This is a genomic window from Noviherbaspirillum sp. L7-7A (assembly GCF_019052805.1).
Classification (GTDB): domain Bacteria; phylum Pseudomonadota; class Gammaproteobacteria; order Burkholderiales; family Burkholderiaceae_D; genus Noviherbaspirillum_A.
The window spans coordinates 1,095,463-1,112,794 of sequence record NZ_JAHQRJ010000001.1 but is presented as its reverse complement, the minus strand read 5'-3'; the positions used below and the strand labels follow the sequence as shown (position 1 = coordinate 1,112,794).

Sequence of the window (17,332 nt, the reverse complement as noted above, 5' to 3'; positions counted from 1 at the left end):
TGCACCCTACGAATGCACTTGTAGTGACGCATAGCGGCAGTTGCAGTTACGCGCAGCGACAGTTGCAGTTACGCGCAGCGGCCGTTGCCGTTGCCGTTGCCGTTGTAGTTGCCGTTGTTTTTGACGTGGCAGGTAAAGTCCCGTTGAGCGCGCCGTGACGGCGATGGCTGAAGCGGAAAAGGTGCGGCGTCTGTCTGAGCGCAGCGTAGCGTAGCGAGTTTAGCCGCGCCCCGCTTCAGGCGTCGACGGCACGGGGACCCCGCGCAGCGGGGCGCGATCACCGGGTCGCCTTTTCTTGCCTACTTCTTTTGGCGAAGCAAAAGAAGTAGGTCGCCTGCCGGGGCGAACACCCGGCCTGGTCATGACGACAGTGCAGTCGGCTTGTTTCACCCGGCGTGAAGACGTCACTGCGAAGCAGCAGTTGCTTTTGAACTTGCAGTTCGTATCGTAACAACGAAGGTCAAAGACAACACCGGCAGTGCTGCCCGTGCCTTGCCGGGTGACGCAATGCGGCTGCACTACCGTGGAGACAAGCCGGGAGTCCGTCCCGGCGGCCGGGTCACTTTTTTTGCTTCGCCAAAAAAAGTAACCAAAAAAAGGCGACCCGGTGATCGCGCCCCGCTGCGCGGGGTTCCCGTATCAGCGGCACCCGGAGCGGGGCGCGGCTAAACTCGCTACGCTGCGCTGCGCTCAAACAGACGCCGCACCTTTTCCCGCTCCGGGTGCCGCTGACACGGCGCGCTCAACGGGGCTTCACTGCAAAGGCAACTTCAAAGGCAACTTCAAAGACAACTTCAAAGACAACTTCAAAAACAACGGCAACTGTCGCTACGCGTAACTGCTACTGCTACTGCTACTGCTACTGCTACTGCTACTGCTACTGCTACTGCACTGTGATTACATCAGAGATCTTAGATAGCCAATATTTCTTCAAAAAGCACTTTCACGAAAACGACAATCATCCAGCTCTACATCACCTCCCACACCAAACCCTGAACACCCCCATCCCATGCTAACCCTGCACACCCGCATCAACCAGGCCGACCAGATCGCCGGCGACCTCACCCTCCCCTACGAACTGCGCGAGAAAAGCCGCCTGTGCGCCACCCTCGCCTCCGGCGAGGATGTCGCCATCTTCACCGCACGCGGCACCGTGCTGCGCGATGGCGATCTGCTGCGCGGCGACGACGGCCGCGTGGTGCGTATCGTCGCCGCCGCCGAAGCCACCTATCGCGTCGACTGCCCGACCCCGCGCGACCTGCTGCGCTGCGCCTTCCACCTCGGCAACCGCCATACCCAGGCCCAGGTAGGCGACGGCTTCCTGCGCATACGCCAGGACAGGGTACTCAAGGAAATGCTGGAAGGCCTGGGCGCCACGGTTACCGCCGAAGACGCACCCTTCGAACCGGAATCCGGCGCCTACGGCGGCGGCCATGGCCACCACCATGGCGACGATGGCGGCCATCATCCGCTGGCGCCGATCCCGCTGCGTCAGCGCATCCACCGCCCCACCGACAAGGCCTGATCCAATGAATGCCAGCGCACTGCTTCACCTGCTGCAACTGGCCAGCCCCTCGCTGCCGATCGGCGCCTACAGCTATTCGCAGGGGCTGGAAGCGGCGCTGGAAAGCGGCCAGGTCAGCGACGAAAGTAGCGCCAGGGACTGGATCGTCCAGGCGCTGCACCAGGTCATCGCGCGCTTCGAAGGGCCTGTGCTGTGGCGCCTGATGCAGGCATTCGAAGCGTTGGACGCGGAAAAGGTCGCGGACTGGACCGAACGCTTCCTCGCCGCCCGCGACACCGCCGAGTTCCGGGCCGAAACCGTGCAGATGGGCTATTCGATGGGCAAGCTGGTGGCTGAGCTGAAGCTGCCGCGGCCGGAACTGCTGGCGCTGCTGCAAGCCCAGGCGGAAGTGCCGCTGCCCACTGCCATGGCCTATGCAGCGGTCGCCCTGGACGTGCCGCACGACGCGGCGCTGCTCGGCATGCTGTTCTCATGGGCGGAAAACCAGGTGCTGGTCTGCGTGAAGTCGGTGCCGCTGGGCCAGGTCGCCGGTCAGCGTCTGCTGCTGTCGCTGCGGCCCGAGATCGAAACCGCGGCCCTCACCGCGCAAAGCCTGCGTGACGAAGACCTATCCAACTGGGCGCCGGGCCTGTCGCTGCTGTCGATGCGGCATGAGGTGCAATATAGCCGGCTGTACCGGTCCTGAATCAAGACAACCAACTGAACACGAATCAACAGGAGCAAACAATGACTACCCCATCCAATCCCCTGCGCGTCGGCATCGGCGGCCCGGTCGGTTCCGGCAAGACGGCGCTGTGCGAAATGCTGTGCAAGCGCATGCGCGACCACTACGACATGGCCGTCATCACCAACGACATCTATACCAAGGAAGACATGGAGATTCTGATGCGGGCCGAGGCGCTACCGGCGGAACGCCTGATGGGCGTGGAGACCGGCGGCTGCCCGCACACCGCGATCCGCGAGGATGCATCGATCAACCTCGAAGCCATCGCCCGCATGAGCGCCGACTTTCCCGACCTCGACCTGATCCTGGTCGAGTCCGGCGGCGACAACCTGGCGGCCACCTTCAGCCCCGAATTGTCGGACCTGACGATCTACGTGATCGATGTCGCTGGCGGTGAAAAAATTCCCCGGAAGGGCGGTCCCGGCATTACCCGTTCCGATCTGCTGATCATCAACAAGACCGACCTTGCCCCGCATGTCGGCGCCAATCTCGACATCATGGCGCAAGATGCGAAACGCATGCGTGGCGAGCGGCCTTTCCTGTTCACCAATCTGCGCAGCGGCGACGGGGTCGAGGAAGTAGTGGCTTTCATCCGCAGGCAGGGCCTGCTGGACGCCGCCCGCCCGGCCTGATCAGACCGGCTTGTACTCGGCCTGGAAGCCATCCAGGCCGGCCAGCAGCTGCTCATAGGCCTTGTCGACCTGGGTCGGGTCGCCCTTGACGCCGAGTTCGATATGGCGCCGGGTCTGGGCGTCGCCGACGCTGGGCAGGCTGAACACCTTGACCAGCGGATAGGCCGTCTCCACCGCTTCCATCAGCGGCGTCAGGGTCGATTCCATCGAGTCGTACACATACACCGACTTTTCCTGCCAGGCCACCTGGTGGAACAGATGGGGATAGAGCGTGTCGAGCACCCACTCCATCATCGGATGCGCCATCACCGGAAAGCCCGGCACGAAGTGATGCCCGCCGGCGCCGGCATTCTTCACCGAGAATCCGGGAATCTTGTTGTAGGGATTAGGGATGATGGTTGCGCCCTGCGGAAACTCGCCCATCTTCAACCGATGCTGGTTCTCCGGCGCTTCCAGGCGCGGGTCCTGGCCCGCGGCAGCCGCCATTTCGACGATGCGCTGCTCGATCAATGCCTTGGCTTCCGGATGCAGCACGACCGGCACGCCCAAGGCCGCGGCAGCGCACTGGCGGGTATGGTCGTCTGGCGTGGCGCCGATGCCGCCGAAGGAAAACACGATGTCGTCGCCGGCCAGGGTGCGCTTGAGGGTGGCGGTGATGCGGGCCGGATCGTCGCCCACGTAGTCGGCCCAGCCCAGTTGCATGCCGCGCGCCGACAGCAGCTCGATCGCCTTGGAAAAATGCTTGTCGACGCGTTTGCCCGAGAGGATTTCATCGCCGATGATGATCAGACCGATAGCCATGTGTTGTCCGTATGTTGTTAGAGGTAAAGGATGAAGGAAGATGCAGGAACCGCATTATGTCGCAGCTGGCAGCGTCCTGTCTGGCTGCATGCTGTCGCGCCGCATCTCTTCCAGCGCCGCCAGCAGGTAATGCTGGAACCAGAGTCCCGAGAAGACGAAGACCAGCACATAGACCCAGATCGCCACGCCGGCCATCAGCGGCAACAGCACCAGGAATAGCGCGCCGCCCAGCCAGAGCATGGTGGGGGCGGCGCCCATGGCGCCGACGGCAACGCCGATTGCCAGCAGCGGCCAGCGGTGCTGGCGCATCAGCATGCGCCGCTCCTCGCGGCTGGCGTGGTCGGCCAGCGCATCGTAGGCCATCACGCGGTAGGTCAGCCATCCCCATAGCAGCGGCTGCACCAGCAGCGCCAGCGGCGGCACCGCGTTGAGCGGCAGCGTCAACAGCCACAGGCAGGCGAACACCACGAAGCTGCCCAGCGATACCGCCAGGCTGCCAACGACGGAACCCCCATGGCGCCGTTCCAGCCCCGGATACCAGCGCGTCGACACATGCGTGGCAATGGCGGGCATCGCCACGCCGCCGACAAACAGAAGCGCCGTCAGTATCATCAGTGGCAGCAGCAGCCACATGGCAATCAGCGGCACCAGGAAGCTCCTGAGCGAGCTCAAACCCATCCAGTCCAGGGCCGAGCGGATCGCCTGGTACCAGCTGCTGTCGGCAAAGTAGGCGCCGAGCCAGTCCATCATGGGCTGCAGGCCCAGCCAGAGGGCCAGCCCCCACAGAAGCAGGGAAAGCACGAAGGGCAGCACCGTCAGCAGCAGCATGCGCAGATGCAGTTGCGACAGCACAGCACGGCCAAAGGTCTTGACGACAAGATGCATGGGCGCGGCTCACGGATCAGCGGAATCGGATCAACATTCTAACCGTGGCGGCAATGATGTTCCGCGGAACGATTTCCTGCCGGCGCTGTCTGAACAGGCGCAACACAGAATGTCCGTCCTGCTCATCTTCCGCCTGGCCAGCCCGCATGCCTTCCCCACAACGCTTTCCGGAATTTCTTGTCAGCCTGCTGCGTCGTCGCAGCCGGCTCCTTGCCACCCTGGCCCTGTGCGTGCCGCTGGCATTCGCTGGTTGTGGCCAGCTGGTACAGAAGGAACGCGAACTGCTGTTTCGCATCGTGCCCGGCACGGCCAGCTGGTATGCCGGCATGCCGGACGGCGTGGTGGAAATGAATCTGCCCGTGGCAACCGGCGGTAAGCGCGGGAGCGACGAGCATATCAATGCCTGGTGGTGGCCGGCGGCCAGGCCAGGCGCGCCGGCGGTGCTTTACCTGCATGGCGCGCGGTGGAACCTCACCGGCCAGCTGTTTCGCATCGAACAGCTGCATGATTTCGGCTTTTCAGTCCTTGCCATCGATTACCGGGGCTTTGGCAAGAGCAGCGGCGAACTGCCATCGGAAGAAACCGTGTACGAGGATGCGCGGCTCGCGTGGCAATACCTGACGACATTGCAGCCGGACCCGAAGAAGCGGCTGATCTATGGTCATTCGCTGGGTGGCGCCATCGCCATCGATCTTGCGTCGCAACCGGGCCCGCAGCAGCAGGCGCGCGGCCTGATCGTTGAGTCGACATTCACCACGCTGGCCGATATCGCCAAGTCGCTCAGCTATCCCTGGCTGCCGCTGCAACTGCTGCTGTCGCAGAAATTCGATGCGGTCGACAAGATCGCCCACGTCGGCATGCCGGTGCTGATCGTGCATGGCACCAGCGACCGCTACGTGCCGTCCCACTTCAGCGAAAAGCTGTATGCGGCGGCTCCGCAACGGAAGAAGCTGCTGCTGGTGGAAGGCGGCACCCACAACAACAGCATGCGCATTGGCGAGTCGGCCTACCGGCGCGCCTTCAGGGAACTGTTTGGCCTGAATCCGGCGCCGGCCTAGACTGCCTTGCGCATGCTGGCATGCTGGCCATGGCGATGCGGGGCGGAGCCTGCCCGGTGTTTCAGCCCCGCCCGCTTCCCGGCCCTGCTACAATCCCGCACCCCCTTTTATCCCTGACAGCAAAGGTATATCCATGTCCACAGTCATGACAGCTTCCGGGCTGCAATACGAAGATATCCAGGTCGGCACCGGCGCGGAAGCCACCGCGGGCCAGTACGTTACCGTTCACTACACCGGCTGGCTGCAGAATGCCGATGGCAGCGCCGGCAAGAAATTCGATTCCAGCAAGGACCGCAACGATCCCTTCCAGTTTCCGCTGGGCGCTGGCAACGTCATCAAGGGCTGGGACCAGGGCGTGCAGGGCATGAAGGTTGGCGGCGTGCGCAAGCTGATCATCCCGGCGGCACTCGGTTACGGCGCGCGCGGCGCGGGCGGCGTGATTCCGCCCAATGCCACCCTGATCTTCGAAGTCGAACTGCTGGGGGTCTGATGTCCCGCCTCGTCGCCCTCATGGCTTGTGCGCTGCTGCTTTCCGGTTGCAGCGTGATATCGACCACGGCATCGGTCGGCGCTGCCGCAGTATCGGTGGCCGGCACCGCGGTCAATGTCGGCATTGGTGTGGGCAGCGCGGCAGCGAGCGCAGTCGGCACGGTGGCTGGCGCCGCCTTTTAAGGCCGACCAGCCTCATCGCGGCGCCGGCCTGCATCCGCAGCCGGCGCCGCGTCGTTTCAGGCGCCGAAAACCTTCTGCATCTTGCGCGCCAGCTTTTCCTGAACCATGGGCGCGAAGGCTTTCATCATCAGTCCCAGCGTGATGTCGAGCTGGGCATCCCTGTCGTTCACCACCAGGGTGCCGTCTACGCCGCTGCGTTCGAAACGCAGCACCGGCCCATCCCAACGGCATTCCATGCCAAAGTCCGCTGCCATCTTGTCGGCCACCTCCTGCGCGGCTGCACGGGCTTGCTCAGGTGGCATGTTGTGGGCCTGGACGATGCTGATATCCGCCATGGTCATTTTCCTTTCGTGGCTTCGGGATTCAATTGATTGGGTGGCGCGGCGCCGGTGAGCGCGGCGATCAGGTTGGCAGCGGCGCAGTTGGCCATGGCCAGACGGGTCGCCACCGATGCGCTGGCGATATGCGGCGTGAGCACCACATTGCTCAGTGTCAGAAAATCCGGGTTGAGTGCCGGCTCGTTCTCGTACACATCCAGCCCGGCCGCGGCAATGCGGCGCTCGCGCAGCGCCCGTATCAGCGCGCCATCGTCGACGATGCCGCCACGCGCAATATTGACCAGCACGGCCGTCGGCTTCATCAGCGCGATTTCGGCCTCGCCGATGGTGTGATGCAGCGCCGGGCTGTAAGGCAGCACCAGCACCACATGGTCGGCCTGGCGCAGCAGTTCCTCGCGGCTGACATGCCGCGCATTGTTGGCCTGCGCCTCCAGTTCCGGCGCCAGGCGCGAGCGGTTGTGGTAGATAACCTGCATGCCAAAGCCGGTCGAGCGGCGTGCAATCGCCTGGCCTATGCGTCCCATCCCGATGATGCCCAGGGTGGCGCCATGCAGGTCGGCGCCGACAAAGCTGTCATAACGCCACTTCTGCCATTGGCCGGCGCGCAGCCACTGTTCGGCTTCCGTGATGCGGCGGGCAGCGGCCATCAGCAGCGCCCAGCCGAAATCGGCCGTGGTTTCATTGAGAACGTCGGGCGTGTTGGTCACGATCACGCCGGCGCGGCTGGCGGCGTCGACATCGATGTTGTTGTAGCCCACCGCCATGTTGCAGACCGCCTTCAGTTGCGGGCAGGAAGCCAGCAGCGCCTGGTCGACCCTTTCGCTCAGCGTGGAGAACATGCCGTCCTTCCCCTGCAGCCGGGAAGCCAGCTCTTCGGATGTGTAGACCTTGTCTTCCTGGTTGTCCTCCACATCGAAGTGCTGGCGCAGCCGTTCGATTACCTCGGGGAAGACAGCGCGTGCGACGAGTATGCTGGGTTTCATGGTGCTTTATCCGCGAAAGAAAATAAATGTCATCAGGATGAACAGCGGGATCAGGATCGCGCATGACCATCCCATATAGCCAAAGAAGGATGGCATCCTGATGCCGCGCTCCTCGGCAATGGCCTTGACCATCATGTTGGGCGCATTGCCAATGTAGCTGTTGGCGCCCATGAATACGGCGCCGCAGGAAATGGCCGCCAGCGTCGAGGCGAACGTGGTCATCAGCTGCTGCGGATCGCCGCCGGCGGTGTTGAAGAACACCAGGTAGGTCGGCGCATTGTCGAGGAAGGAAGACAGCAGGCCGCTGGCCCAGAAATACATGCTGTCGATCGGCTGCCCCGAAGGACTGGTCACAGCCCGGACCACGGCGCCGAACGCGCCCGCCTCGCCGGCACGCAGCATCGCGATGACCGGAATGATGGTGATGAAGATGCCGGCAAACAGCTTGCCCACTTCCAGTATCGGCCCCCAGGAAAATTCATTGCCGGCGCGGGCCGCCGCCGGCGTCACCGCCAGGGAAACCAGGATCACCACCACCAGCGCGATGTCCCGCACCAGGTTTTGCAGCGCAACCGGCGTCCCCATCACTTCAAACTCGATGCCCGACTTCCAGAAGCCGCTCATCAGCACCAGCGCCACCACCACGGCAAGCAGGACAAAGTTGACCTTGCCCTCGAACCAGATACCGCTGTCAGGCGTCGGGTCGACCGGCAGGACTTCCTCGCGCCTGTGGAAATAATAGCTGTCGAGCAGGTAGAAGATCGCCAGCAACGTCAAGCACAGGAAAGCCGTCTCGGGGAAGATGTTCCTGACGGTCCAGAAAAAATCCACGCCCTTCAGGAAGCCCAGGAACAGCGGCGGGTCGCCCAGGGGCGTGAGCGAGCCACCGGCGTTGGCTACCAGGAAAATGAAGAACACCACGATATGCGCCGCGTGCTTGCGGTTGTCGTTGGCGCGTATCAGGGGCCTTATCATCAGCATGGCCGCGCCCGTGGTTCCCATGAAGCTGGCCAGCAGCGTGCCTATGGCCAGTATCGCGGTATTGAGCCGTGGCGTGCCGTGCAGATTGCCGCGCACGCAGATGCCCCCCGCCACCACGAACAGCGCGGTGATCAGAATGATGAACGGGATGAATTCAGCCAGAAAGGCATGCACCGCGCCTGCCACCGCAGTAGAGAAACCAAAGAAAACGGCGCATGGCAGCAGGAATGCCAGCGACCATGCGGCGGCCAGCTTGCCGAAATGGTGATGCCAGAATTGCGGCACCAGCAGGGGGCACAGCGCAATCGACAGCAGCAGGCCGGCGAAGGGTATGCCCCACCAGCCAGACAAGCCGGCGCCATTCAGGTCTGCCGCCGACGCCGCTGCGGGTACCAGCAGCATGAAAAGCACCATGCCGACGCTTGTTTTGTTTTGCATTTATTCTCCCCGTCTTTTTAAGAGCGCGGCCATTCTAGCTTGGAAACACGGCCGCACGACAGGCAATGCCATACGGGCAAGGCCGCGCCGCAAGCCGCCTGCCAAACCGGGCGCTATTTGCTTATGCCAATTCCGTATAACCGCGGTTTGTGAGAAAACCTGATTTGTCTTAAAATACAAGGCTTTTCCAAGGGTTATGCCTTGCTTCGCCGCCGATTCCGGGGTTATTTGTCTCGGCGCCGTTTGTATAGCTTGCCTATGCCGCATATACCCGGCACTTCCGCTTTTTTACAGATAGGACTGTTATGACCCACGTTGTGACCGAATCCTGCATCCGCTGCCGTTATACGGACTGCGTTGATGTATGCCCGGTAGATTGCTTCCGCGAAGGCCCGAATTTCCTCGCGATCGACCCGGATGAATGCATTGACTGCGCCGTGTGCGTCGCCGAATGCCCGGTCAATGCGATCTATGCCGAGGAAGACGTCCCGGCGGACCAGCAGCAATTCATCAAGCTCAATGTCGACCTGGCGCGCAAGTGGCCGTCCATCACCAAGACCAAGCCCGCGCTCCCGGAAGCCGAAGAGTTCAAGGACGTCGCCGACAAGTTGCAGTATCTGGAGCACTGAGGCCGGCAAGGCCTGCGCCGCGCGCTCGATTGCGCCACGCAATGCCCGCCCTCCGCCGGCCTGGCCGGCGCGCCCGCTACCGCGGCGCAGTCCGCCTTCCGCCTTACTAGCCTATTCACAAGAAACAGGAATCTGACAGTCGTATGGAAAACACCGCTGACTCATCCACCTCCAGCCAGAATGCCGCGCAGGTCGTGCCGCGCGAACCGATCGAAGCCGATGCCGTCATCATTGGCGCCGGCCCGGTCGGGCTGTTCCAGGTGTTCGAACTTGGCCTGCTCGAAATCAAGGCGCATGTGATCGATTCGCTCACCGCGGTGGGCGGACAGTGCGTGGAACTGTATCCGGACAAGCCTATCTACGACATCCCGGCCGTGCCCGTCTGCACCGGACAGGAACTGACCGACAACCTGCTCAAGCAGATCGAGCCGTTCGAGCCGACCTTCCATCTGGGCCAGGAAGTGACCCTGGTCGAGCGTCGCGACGACCACCGCTTCAACGTCGAGACCACCGCAGGCACCCGCTTCATCACCAAGACCATCTTCATCGCTGCCGGCGTGGGCTCGTTCCAGCCGCGCACGCTGAAGGTCGAAGGCATCGAGCAGTTCGACAACTCGCAGTTGTTCTACCGCGTTCGCGATCCGGCCAGGTTTGAAGGCAAGAACCTGGTGATTTGCGGCGGCGGCGATTCCGCGCTGGACTGGGCGCTCAACCTGGCTGGCAAGGCCGAGTCGGTCGTGCTGCTGCATCGCCGCGATGAATTCCGCGCCGCACCGGCGTCGGTCGCGAAGATGAAGGAAATGTGCGACAACTATGAGATGCAGTTGCTCATCGGCCAGGTCACCGGCTATGAAACCGAAGGCGACAAGCTCGCCGGCATCAAGGTCACTGGCGCCGACGGCGTAACGCGCCGCTTACCGCTGGACCACCTGCTGGTGTTCTTTGGCCTGTCACCCAAACTCGGACCGATCGCCGAGTGGGGCCTGGATATTGAGCGCAAGCAACTGAAAGTCGGCACCGAGCGCTTCGAAACCAATGTGCCGGGCATCTTTGCGGTTGGCGACATCAATACGTATCCCGGCAAGAAGAAGCTGATCCTATCCGGTTTCCATGAAGCGGCTCTGGCAGCCTTCGCCGCGGCGCCCTATATCTTCCCCGAGAAGAAAATCCACATGCAGTACACGACGACTTCGCCGAAGCTGCACAAGATACTGGGCGTGGAAACGCCGGTATTCGACTGATCGGCATACCGTCCAATCAAGGTTTCACCCCAACACCCCACGCCCTGTCGTGGGGTGTTTCTTTTTTACGACGGTAAACGAGTGCATTTTGTAATGCCTCAACAAACCAGAAGTCGTTCGATTTATCTTGTGTGTATTCGTTAAACGCACTGCGTGGTGTCGAAAATTTGCGAACGGACGTGCGCCAACGAACCTAAGGATGCCAGTGAAATTGATTACGATGCACTCAGGATAGTGAATCCTCAAACGTAACTGGTGCATTGGTTACATATTGCCAATGTAATGCAGCCAATTACCGCCATATTAAAAGCAGGCGAAATATATTACATACGCGCCGGGTTATTGGTTATGATGCGCCTAGGAAATAGACGACAGGAAACATCGTCTAGTAGCGCCGGAAAGGGACACCATGCTTTATCAATTTCATGAAATAAACCGCACCTTGCTCAATCCGCTGGTTCAATGGGCGGAAGCTTCCTCCAAACTGTTCAGCAATCCGGTGTCGCCACTCGCGCATACCCCGTTCTCGCAACGGATTGCGGCTGGATACGAGCTGATGTACCGGCTCGGCAAGGATTATGAAAAGCCGCCCTTCGGCATCACCACGACGGTAGTGAATGGCAAGGAAGTGCCGATCGTGGAACTGGTTGCGGTCAACAAGCCGTTTTGCCGGCTCCTGCATTTCAAAAAGGATTTCCCGGCCGGTAGCGCCGTCGACCAGCCCACCGTGCTGCTGGTCGCGCCCCTGTCGGGCCATCACTCCACGCTGCTGCGCGAAACCGTGCGTGAGCTGGTGAAGCTGCACGATGTCTATATCACTGACTGGACCGATGCCCGCATGGTGCCGGTGTCGGAAGGCGCATTCCACCTGCATGACTATATCTACTACGTGCAGGACTTCATCCGCACCCTGGGTCCGGACGTGCATGTCATCTCGGTCTGCCAGCCGACGGTACCGGTTCTGGCCGCCATTTCCCTGATGGCTACCGACAAGGAGCCCAGCCTGCCCAAAACCATGACCATGATGGGCGGTCCGATCGACCCGCGCCGCTCGCCGACCGAGGTCAACAACCTGGCAACCGAAAAGCCGTTCTCCTGGTTCGAGAACAATGTGATCTATTCGGTGCCGCCTACCTATCCGGCGTTTGGCCGCAAGGTCTATCCCGGCTTCCTGCAGCATGCCGGTTTCGTCGCCATGAACCCGCAGCGCCATGCGCAGAGCCACTGGGACTTCTACATGCATCTGCGTGCCGGCGACCATGACTCGGCGGAGGAGCATCGCAAGTTCTACGACGAATACAATGCCGTGCTCGACATGCCGGCGGAGTATTACCTGGAAACCATCAAGACGGTTTTCCAGGACCATTGCCTGCCGCGCGGCGTGTGGGAAGTCGAAGGCAAGCTGGTCCGCCCGCAGGACATCCAGTCGGTTGCGCTGTTCACGATCGAAGGCGAGCTCGACGATATCTCGGGCTCGGGCCAGACCGAAGCGGCGCATGGCCTGTGCAGCAGCATTCCGGGCGAGAAGAAGCAGCATTTCGTGGCGCCCAAATGCGGCCATTACGGCATTTTCTCGGGCCGTCGCTGGCGCGAGATGGTGGCGCCCAAGATCGCTGACTTTATCCGCGCTCACGCCTGAAAGCCGTCTCCCCAGTAAAGCCGCCCGCTTGAAGCCGGGCGGCTTTTTCATTTGTGGCAGCCGATGTTGTCCGGGATAATGGCGGGATGCCTGAAACCCACACCATGAATCCCCAAGCAAGCGCGCTCGCGGACCAGCTCGAAAACCTGCTGCCGCAAACCCAATGCACCAAATGCGGTTATCCCGACTGCCGTGCCTATGCGGTCGCCATCGCTGAAGGCCAAGCGCTCTACAACCAGTGCCCACCGGGCGGCGCGCAGGGCGTGGCGCGATTGGCCGGCCTGCTGGGCGAGCCGGTCATCCCGCTCAACCCGGCCAATGGCAATGAACGTCCCCGCCCGGTCGCCCTGATCGATGAATCCCTGTGCATCGGCTGCACGCTATGCATACAGGCCTGCCCGGTCGACGCCATTGCCGGCGCTGCCAAGCAGATGCACACCGTGCTGCCGCAACTCTGCACCGGCTGCGACCTGTGCGTGCCGCCCTGCCCGGTGGATTGCATCACCATGGTGGAAGTAACGCCCGGACGCACTGGCTGGGATGCCTGGTCCCAGCCGGAGGCCGACGCGGCACGGGCGCGTTACGTGGCTCGCCGCAAGCGGCTGCAGCGGGAACGCGAGGAAAACGAGGCGCGGCTTGCCGCCAAGGCCGCCGCCAAGCTGCGCGAGGTAGAAGCGCAGTCCGCCGCCACGCCGGATGAACAGGCCGAGCAGCAACGCAAGAAGGCCATCATCGCCGCAGCCATCGAGCGCGCCCGCATCAAGAAGGAAGAAATGGCGGCGCGGAGCAAGGCATGAACAATCTGAAACGCCATGAGATCTTCAGCCGCTTCCAGCGCGCCAACCCGCATCCCACTACCGAGCTGGAATACACCACGCCGTTTGAACTGCTGATTGCAGTCATCCTGTCGGCGCAGGCGACCGATGTATCGGTCAACAAGGCCATGCGCAAGCTGTTTCCGGTTGCGAACACACCGGCGCAGATTCATGCGCTGGGCGTGGAGGGACTGATCCCCTACATCCAGACCATTGGCCTGTACCGGACCAAGGCAAGGAACGTGATCGAGACCTGCCGCATGCTGGTGGAACTCCACGGCGGCGACGTGCCCCGCAATCGCGAAGCACTGGAGGCATTACCGGGCGTGGGCCGCAAGACCGCCAACGTCATCCTCAACACGGCCTTCGGCGAGATTGCAATCGCGGTGGACACCCATATATTCCGGGTGTCCAACCGCACAGGCATCGCCCCCGGCAAGAATGTGGACGAGGTCGAGAAGAAGCTGATGAAGTTCGTGCCGCCCGAATTCAGGATGGACGCGCATCACTGGCTGATCCTCCATGGCCGCTATACCTGCATGGCGCGCAATCCGCAATGCTGGAACTGCATGATCGCCGACCTGTGCGAGTACAAGATGAAGACGCCGCGTCCCGACAAGGCCGTTTGATTCCCGCCGACCTTCAACCGCTGACCATTACAGGCAAGACCATGTTCAACCCTTCGCAGCACGATGTCCGCCGATTCTTTTGCGAGGCTTACCGCAAGGACGGCGCCAGGGAAATACTGACGCCGCTGGAGGCAGTCGCCCGCGACTGGATCGTCCAGCACCCGGAATATGCCGGCGATCTGGGCGACGTCGAACAGGCGCTGGCGGCGGACTACGGCGTCGAACGCGGGCAGGCCAATCCCTTCCTGCACCTGTCCATGCATGTGTCGATCGCGGAGCAGATCTCGATCGACCAGCCGCCAGGCATCCGCGAAGCCGCCCGCGCGCTGACGCAACGCCTGGGTTCGGAGCATGAGGCACATCATGAAATCATGGAGTGCCTGGGGCAAATGATCTGGAACTCCCAGCGCAGCGGCCTGCCGCCGGATGGCGCCGCTTACCTCGAGTGCGTACGGACGCGGGCCGGGCGCTAGCGCATCCTGCGTTATTCATCCAGCGGCGTCGAACGATGCCGCAACAAAAAGGCCACCTCACGGTGGCCTTGTTTCATGCTTGCTGCAGGCGGGCTTACTTGCGCAGCACCAGCGAGCCCGGCAGGCTGTTCAGGTAGGCAGCGATGTTGGTGATGTCCTGGCGCGACAGTGGCTTGGCCTGGGCCGCCATGATGGCGTTGCCGCGGCCGTTCGCGCCGTCGGCACCACGCTGGTAAGCCACCAGCGCATGCTCCAGGTAGTCACGATGCTGGCCGGCCAGCTTGGGATAGCCAGGATCGATCGGCGTGTTGTAGTCCTTGCCGTGGCAGGAGGCGCAGTTGTACTTCTCGGTGGCTGCCTTGCCGGCGGCGATGTCGCCGGCAGCGTGTGCCGACAGCGACAGCGCGGACAGCGCGATGAAGGAGGATATGGCAAATGATTTCATCGTGGCTCCCTTATTTCTGCTGCGCGTAATAGGCAGCGACGTCGGCGATGTCCTGGTCCGACAGGCTGGCGGCGATGCCGCGCATGGTGGGATGCTTGCGCTCGCCCTTCTTGTACGCATTGAGCGCGTTCTCGATGTACTTTGCCGACTGGCCACCCAGCATCGGCACCTGGTACACCTCGGGGAACGATGCCTTGTAGCCTGGAATGCCGTGGCAACCGATACAGTTTGCAACCTTGTTTTCTGCCGTTGTCGTACTGCCTTTCGCGTCCGCGGCTGCGGCGATCTGGGCAATACCCGCAAGCGCGAGAAATGCTAGTAGTTTTTTCATGGTAGCTGGGTAGTTAACGCGAAACTGGCCGGCGCTGGAGAAAATGTCCTTGCTTCGACGCACCGAGATGGATAACAAAATGTTGCCTGTCATGCCAAAACCGCTCGATTCTACCCGAAGAGTCTGGCAGCCTCCAAGCTGTATCGACATGGTGCGCCGCATGAAAAAGCATGGCCTCGATGAGGCGCAAACCGGCCGGCAGGCAGTGCGCATCGCTCAAGGTCCTGTGCACGCCGCGACGGCGCAACGGGGACGGCCGACCTCTCCTATAATGCCCGGCATAAGAACGACATCATGGAGACAGCTGCATGCAGCGATCACGCCAGCCAGGCCAGCCCGGGCTGCAGCCCTCACCGGCTGCCTTTCCATCCTTTCCTTGCCCCGCCCGGCCAGGCATGAGGCAGCAGCATGGCGCCTGAGCAGGCCGGGGCACGGGCCGGGATCATGACCGGCGATGACGGCATCAGCCGCCGCGGATGGGCAATGATTGCCTCCGGCGCGCTGGTGATCATGGTGGTGGTGGTGTTTGCGCGCCTGGCCTATGGCTTCATCCTTCCCTTCATGCGCGCCGCGCTGGGCCTGAGCTATCAGCAGGCCGGCACCCTGGGCACGGCCAGCGCGCTGGGCTACCTGGTGCTGATCATGGTGGCAGGCATGGCGGCGGCGCGCTGGGGCGGCCGCGCCGCCGTGCTCTGCGGCGTGGCAATGACCGCCGCCGGCTTCGGCGGCCTGGCGCTGGCCTCGGATTACCGGGTGCTGATGGGACTGATGGCGCTGCTGGGCTTTGGCACCGCTTTCAGCTACACGCCGGTGATCTCCCTGCTCGCGGGCTGGTTTCCGCAACGGCGCGGCGCCGTGATCGGCATTGCCAACAGCGGCGTCGGCCTGGGCCTCCTGATCACGGGTGCGCTGGTGCCTTACCTCAATACCGCCCTGGGCGAGAATGGCTGGCGCATGGCATGGGCGCTGTTTGCCGCCACCGCGCTGATGGCGCTTACTGCGGCATTCTTCCTGCTGCGTAACCCGGCGTCGAGCGGCGCCGCCGGCAAGCACCGGGTCGACAAGGCGCGGGTATTCCGCGACCGCCATGTGATTACCGTGGGCCTGCTGTACGGCATCGTCGGCATCACCTACATCGTGCAGGCGGTCTTCATGTACAGCTTCGCGCTTGAGGCGGGCCTGTCCGCGCTGACGGCGGGCAAGCTGGCCGCGGCCAGCGGCATCCTGTCGATCTTCGCCAGTCCCTGCTGGGGCTGGCTGTCGGATCGCTACGGCCGCCCGGCTGTCCTGCGCATCTGCGTCAGCCTGACCCTCGTGGCGACCCTGATCCCGGTGATCTGGCCCGTCCTGGGCGGCTTCGCGGCGCATTTCCTGGTGGTGGGATGCACCCTGTCCGGCATGTTCAGCGCCATCCTCGCCGCCTCCACCGAGACGGTGGCGCCGCACGAGGCGCCGCTGGCCGTCAGTTTCGTGACCCTGTTCTATGCGGTCGGGCAGTTTGCCGGCCCGGCGGCGGCTGGCCTCCTGATCGAGCATGCGGGCGGGTTCCGGGCCGCCTTCGCCGCAACCTGCATGGTGCTGGCCGCGGGCGTCGTGCTGACGCTGCGGCTGGGCCGCAGGCAAGCGCGGCCATGATGCGCGCCATCAACCGGCAAGGCGGAATTTTCATGTTGCGTCGCCTCTCCAACGGAAGCTCATGCACAGATCAAGGAGAGGACCATGGCAATCAGCACCGCGCAACTGGAACAGATGACAGAAAGGCTGCATGCGCTCAAGTCGCATCTTGCCCGCCGCGAGCAGTCACCAGACGCGCCGATGGACATGAACGACCCCGCGGTGGCGATGGCAGGCGCCTGCGAATTTCCCCTGCCCGGCAGGCTGACCGGCCGCACGCTGGCAGAGGAAGTGGACCGCAAGATCGCCAACGTCGATGTGCTGATGGCGCGCGCCCGCGAGCATGAGGCGCTGCCGCCGGAAATGCGCGCCGCTGCCGATCAGGAGAATACCCTGATGGTGGAAGACTACAAGGACGGCGGCGTTGCCGATGACGATGATGAGGCCGGGGACGCCCCACACCAGCAGCCATAGCGCTG

General features: G+C 62.8%; 21 protein-coding genes. 14 read left to right on the top strand and 7 right to left on the bottom strand.

Translation table 11 applies throughout. The annotated features are described in order from the left end of the window. Nucleotides 1-1,009 precede the first annotated feature (1,009 nt). From ureE to ureG, 3 genes are read left to right on the top strand one after another with little or no spacing between them, the layout of a single operon-like run. Nucleotides 1,010-1,525, top strand: coding sequence for an urease accessory protein UreE (ureE, locus tag KTQ42_RS05060; RefSeq protein WP_217344516.1), 516 nt, complete (start codon nucleotides 1,010-1,012; stop codon nucleotides 1,523-1,525). Nucleotides 1,526-1,529: 4 nt separating this feature from the next. Next, the gene (locus tag KTQ42_RS05055; protein WP_217344515.1) at nucleotides 1,530-2,210 is read left to right on the top strand and encodes an urease accessory protein UreF; all 681 of its coding nucleotides are present in this window, start codon (nucleotides 1,530-1,532) and stop codon (nucleotides 2,208-2,210) included. Nucleotides 2,211-2,251: 41 nt separating this feature from the next. Further along, a complete protein-coding gene (ureG, locus tag KTQ42_RS05050) occupies nucleotides 2,252-2,881 on the top strand; it encodes an urease accessory protein UreG (protein ID WP_217344514.1) in 630 nt (209 codons plus the stop codon). Here ureG and KTQ42_RS05045 read toward each other — a convergent pair whose 3' ends face one another. Then, a complete protein-coding gene (locus KTQ42_RS05045) occupies nucleotides 2,882-3,682 on the bottom strand; it encodes a molybdopterin-binding protein (protein WP_217344513.1) in 801 nt (266 codons plus the stop codon). Between the two features lie 54 nt (nucleotides 3,683-3,736). Continuing rightward, the gene (locus KTQ42_RS05040; RefSeq protein WP_217344512.1) at nucleotides 3,737-4,567 is read right to left on the bottom strand and encodes an EI24 domain-containing protein; all 831 of its coding nucleotides are present in this window, start codon (nucleotides 4,565-4,567) and stop codon (nucleotides 3,737-3,739) included. Between the two features lie 146 nt (nucleotides 4,568-4,713). Between KTQ42_RS05040 and KTQ42_RS05035 the strand changes: the two genes are divergently transcribed. From KTQ42_RS05035 to KTQ42_RS05025, 3 genes are all read left to right on the top strand, one after another. Continuing rightward, nucleotides 4,714-5,625, top strand: coding sequence for an alpha/beta fold hydrolase (locus KTQ42_RS05035; RefSeq protein WP_217344511.1), 912 nt, complete (start codon nucleotides 4,714-4,716; stop codon nucleotides 5,623-5,625). Nucleotides 5,626-5,758: 133 nt separating this feature from the next. Beyond that, nucleotides 5,759-6,115, top strand: a complete 357-nt coding sequence (locus tag KTQ42_RS05030; RefSeq protein WP_217344510.1) for an FKBP-type peptidyl-prolyl cis-trans isomerase — start codon at nucleotides 5,759-5,761, stop codon at nucleotides 6,113-6,115. Beyond that, complete coding sequence (locus KTQ42_RS05025) at nucleotides 6,115-6,297, top strand: hypothetical protein (protein WP_249222644.1); 183 nt, start codon at nucleotides 6,115-6,117, stop codon at nucleotides 6,295-6,297. The genes KTQ42_RS05030 and KTQ42_RS05025 overlap by 1 nt, the downstream gene beginning before the upstream one ends. A 56-nt stretch (nucleotides 6,298-6,353) precedes the next feature. On the opposite strand, the gene KTQ42_RS05020 is transcribed toward KTQ42_RS05025, so the two are convergent. The 3 genes from KTQ42_RS05020 to KTQ42_RS05010 are packed head-to-tail and all read right to left on the bottom strand — an operon-like array spanning nucleotide 6,354 to nucleotide 9,013. Beyond that, nucleotides 6,354-6,632 (bottom strand): polyhydroxyalkanoic acid system family protein, encoded by a 279-nt coding sequence (locus tag KTQ42_RS05020; RefSeq protein ID WP_217344509.1) that lies wholly within the window; start codon nucleotides 6,630-6,632, stop codon nucleotides 6,354-6,356. Nucleotides 6,633-6,634: 2 nt separating this feature from the next. Beyond that, on the bottom strand, nucleotides 6,635-7,618 hold the full coding sequence (locus KTQ42_RS05015) for a D-glycerate dehydrogenase (protein WP_217344508.1): 984 nt from the start codon (nucleotides 7,616-7,618) through the stop codon (nucleotides 6,635-6,637). A 6-nt stretch (nucleotides 7,619-7,624) separates the two neighbouring features. Further along, nucleotides 7,625-9,013 carry a sodium:proton antiporter gene (locus KTQ42_RS05010; RefSeq protein WP_249222859.1) on the bottom strand — a complete coding sequence of 463 codons (1,389 nt, stop codon included), beginning with the start codon at nucleotides 9,011-9,013 and terminating at the stop codon, nucleotides 7,625-7,627. A gap of 329 nt (nucleotides 9,014-9,342) precedes the next feature. Here KTQ42_RS05010 and fdxA point away from each other — a divergent pair, with 329 nt between their 5' ends. The 6 genes from fdxA to KTQ42_RS04980 all read left to right on the top strand — a co-directional run bounded on the left by fdxA (nucleotide 9,343) and on the right by KTQ42_RS04980 (nucleotide 14,463). Then, entirely contained in the window at nucleotides 9,343-9,666 is a 324-nt protein-coding gene (gene fdxA, locus KTQ42_RS05005; protein ID WP_217344506.1) for a ferredoxin FdxA, read from the top strand. Nucleotides 9,667-9,809: 143 nt separating this feature from the next. Next, complete coding sequence (locus KTQ42_RS05000; protein ID WP_217344505.1) at nucleotides 9,810-10,907, top strand: NAD(P)/FAD-dependent oxidoreductase; 1,098 nt, start codon at nucleotides 9,810-9,812, stop codon at nucleotides 10,905-10,907. Nucleotides 10,908-11,316: 409 nt separating this feature from the next. Then, entirely contained in the window at nucleotides 11,317-12,546 is a 1,230-nt protein-coding gene (gene phaZ / locus KTQ42_RS04995; protein WP_217344504.1) for a polyhydroxyalkanoate depolymerase, read from the top strand. A gap of 104 nt (nucleotides 12,547-12,650) precedes the next feature. Continuing rightward, the gene (gene rsxB / locus KTQ42_RS04990) at nucleotides 12,651-13,343 is read left to right on the top strand and encodes an electron transport complex subunit RsxB (protein ID WP_249222643.1); all 693 of its coding nucleotides are present in this window, start codon (nucleotides 12,651-12,653) and stop codon (nucleotides 13,341-13,343) included. Next, nucleotides 13,340-13,990, top strand: coding sequence for an endonuclease III (gene nth, locus KTQ42_RS04985; RefSeq protein WP_217344502.1), 651 nt, complete (start codon nucleotides 13,340-13,342; stop codon nucleotides 13,988-13,990). The genes rsxB and nth overlap by 4 nt, the downstream gene beginning before the upstream one ends. Before the next feature lie 41 nt (nucleotides 13,991-14,031). Next, on the top strand, nucleotides 14,032-14,463 hold the full coding sequence (locus KTQ42_RS04980) for a DUF1841 family protein (protein WP_217344501.1): 432 nt from the start codon (nucleotides 14,032-14,034) through the stop codon (nucleotides 14,461-14,463). 94 nt (nucleotides 14,464-14,557) lie between these two features. On the opposite strand, the gene KTQ42_RS04975 is transcribed toward KTQ42_RS04980, so the two are convergent. Then, nucleotides 14,558-14,908: a cytochrome c gene (locus KTQ42_RS04975; RefSeq protein WP_217344500.1), complete on the bottom strand. Its 351-nt coding sequence runs from the start codon at nucleotides 14,906-14,908 to the stop codon at nucleotides 14,558-14,560. Between the two features lie 10 nt (nucleotides 14,909-14,918). After that, nucleotides 14,919-15,239 carry a cytochrome c gene (locus tag KTQ42_RS04970; protein WP_194711399.1) on the bottom strand — a complete coding sequence of 107 codons (321 nt, stop codon included), beginning with the start codon at nucleotides 15,237-15,239 and terminating at the stop codon, nucleotides 14,919-14,921. A gap of 408 nt (nucleotides 15,240-15,647) precedes the next feature. Between KTQ42_RS04970 and KTQ42_RS04965 the strand changes: the two genes are divergently transcribed. Beyond that, nucleotides 15,648-16,874 carry an MFS transporter gene (locus KTQ42_RS04965; RefSeq protein ID WP_217344499.1) on the top strand — a complete coding sequence of 409 codons (1,227 nt, stop codon included), beginning with the start codon at nucleotides 15,648-15,650 and terminating at the stop codon, nucleotides 16,872-16,874. An 84-nt stretch (nucleotides 16,875-16,958) separates the two neighbouring features. Next, the gene (locus KTQ42_RS04960; protein ID WP_217344498.1) at nucleotides 16,959-17,327 is read left to right on the top strand and encodes a hypothetical protein; all 369 of its coding nucleotides are present in this window, start codon (nucleotides 16,959-16,961) and stop codon (nucleotides 17,325-17,327) included. Nucleotides 17,328-17,332 lie beyond the last annotated feature (5 nt).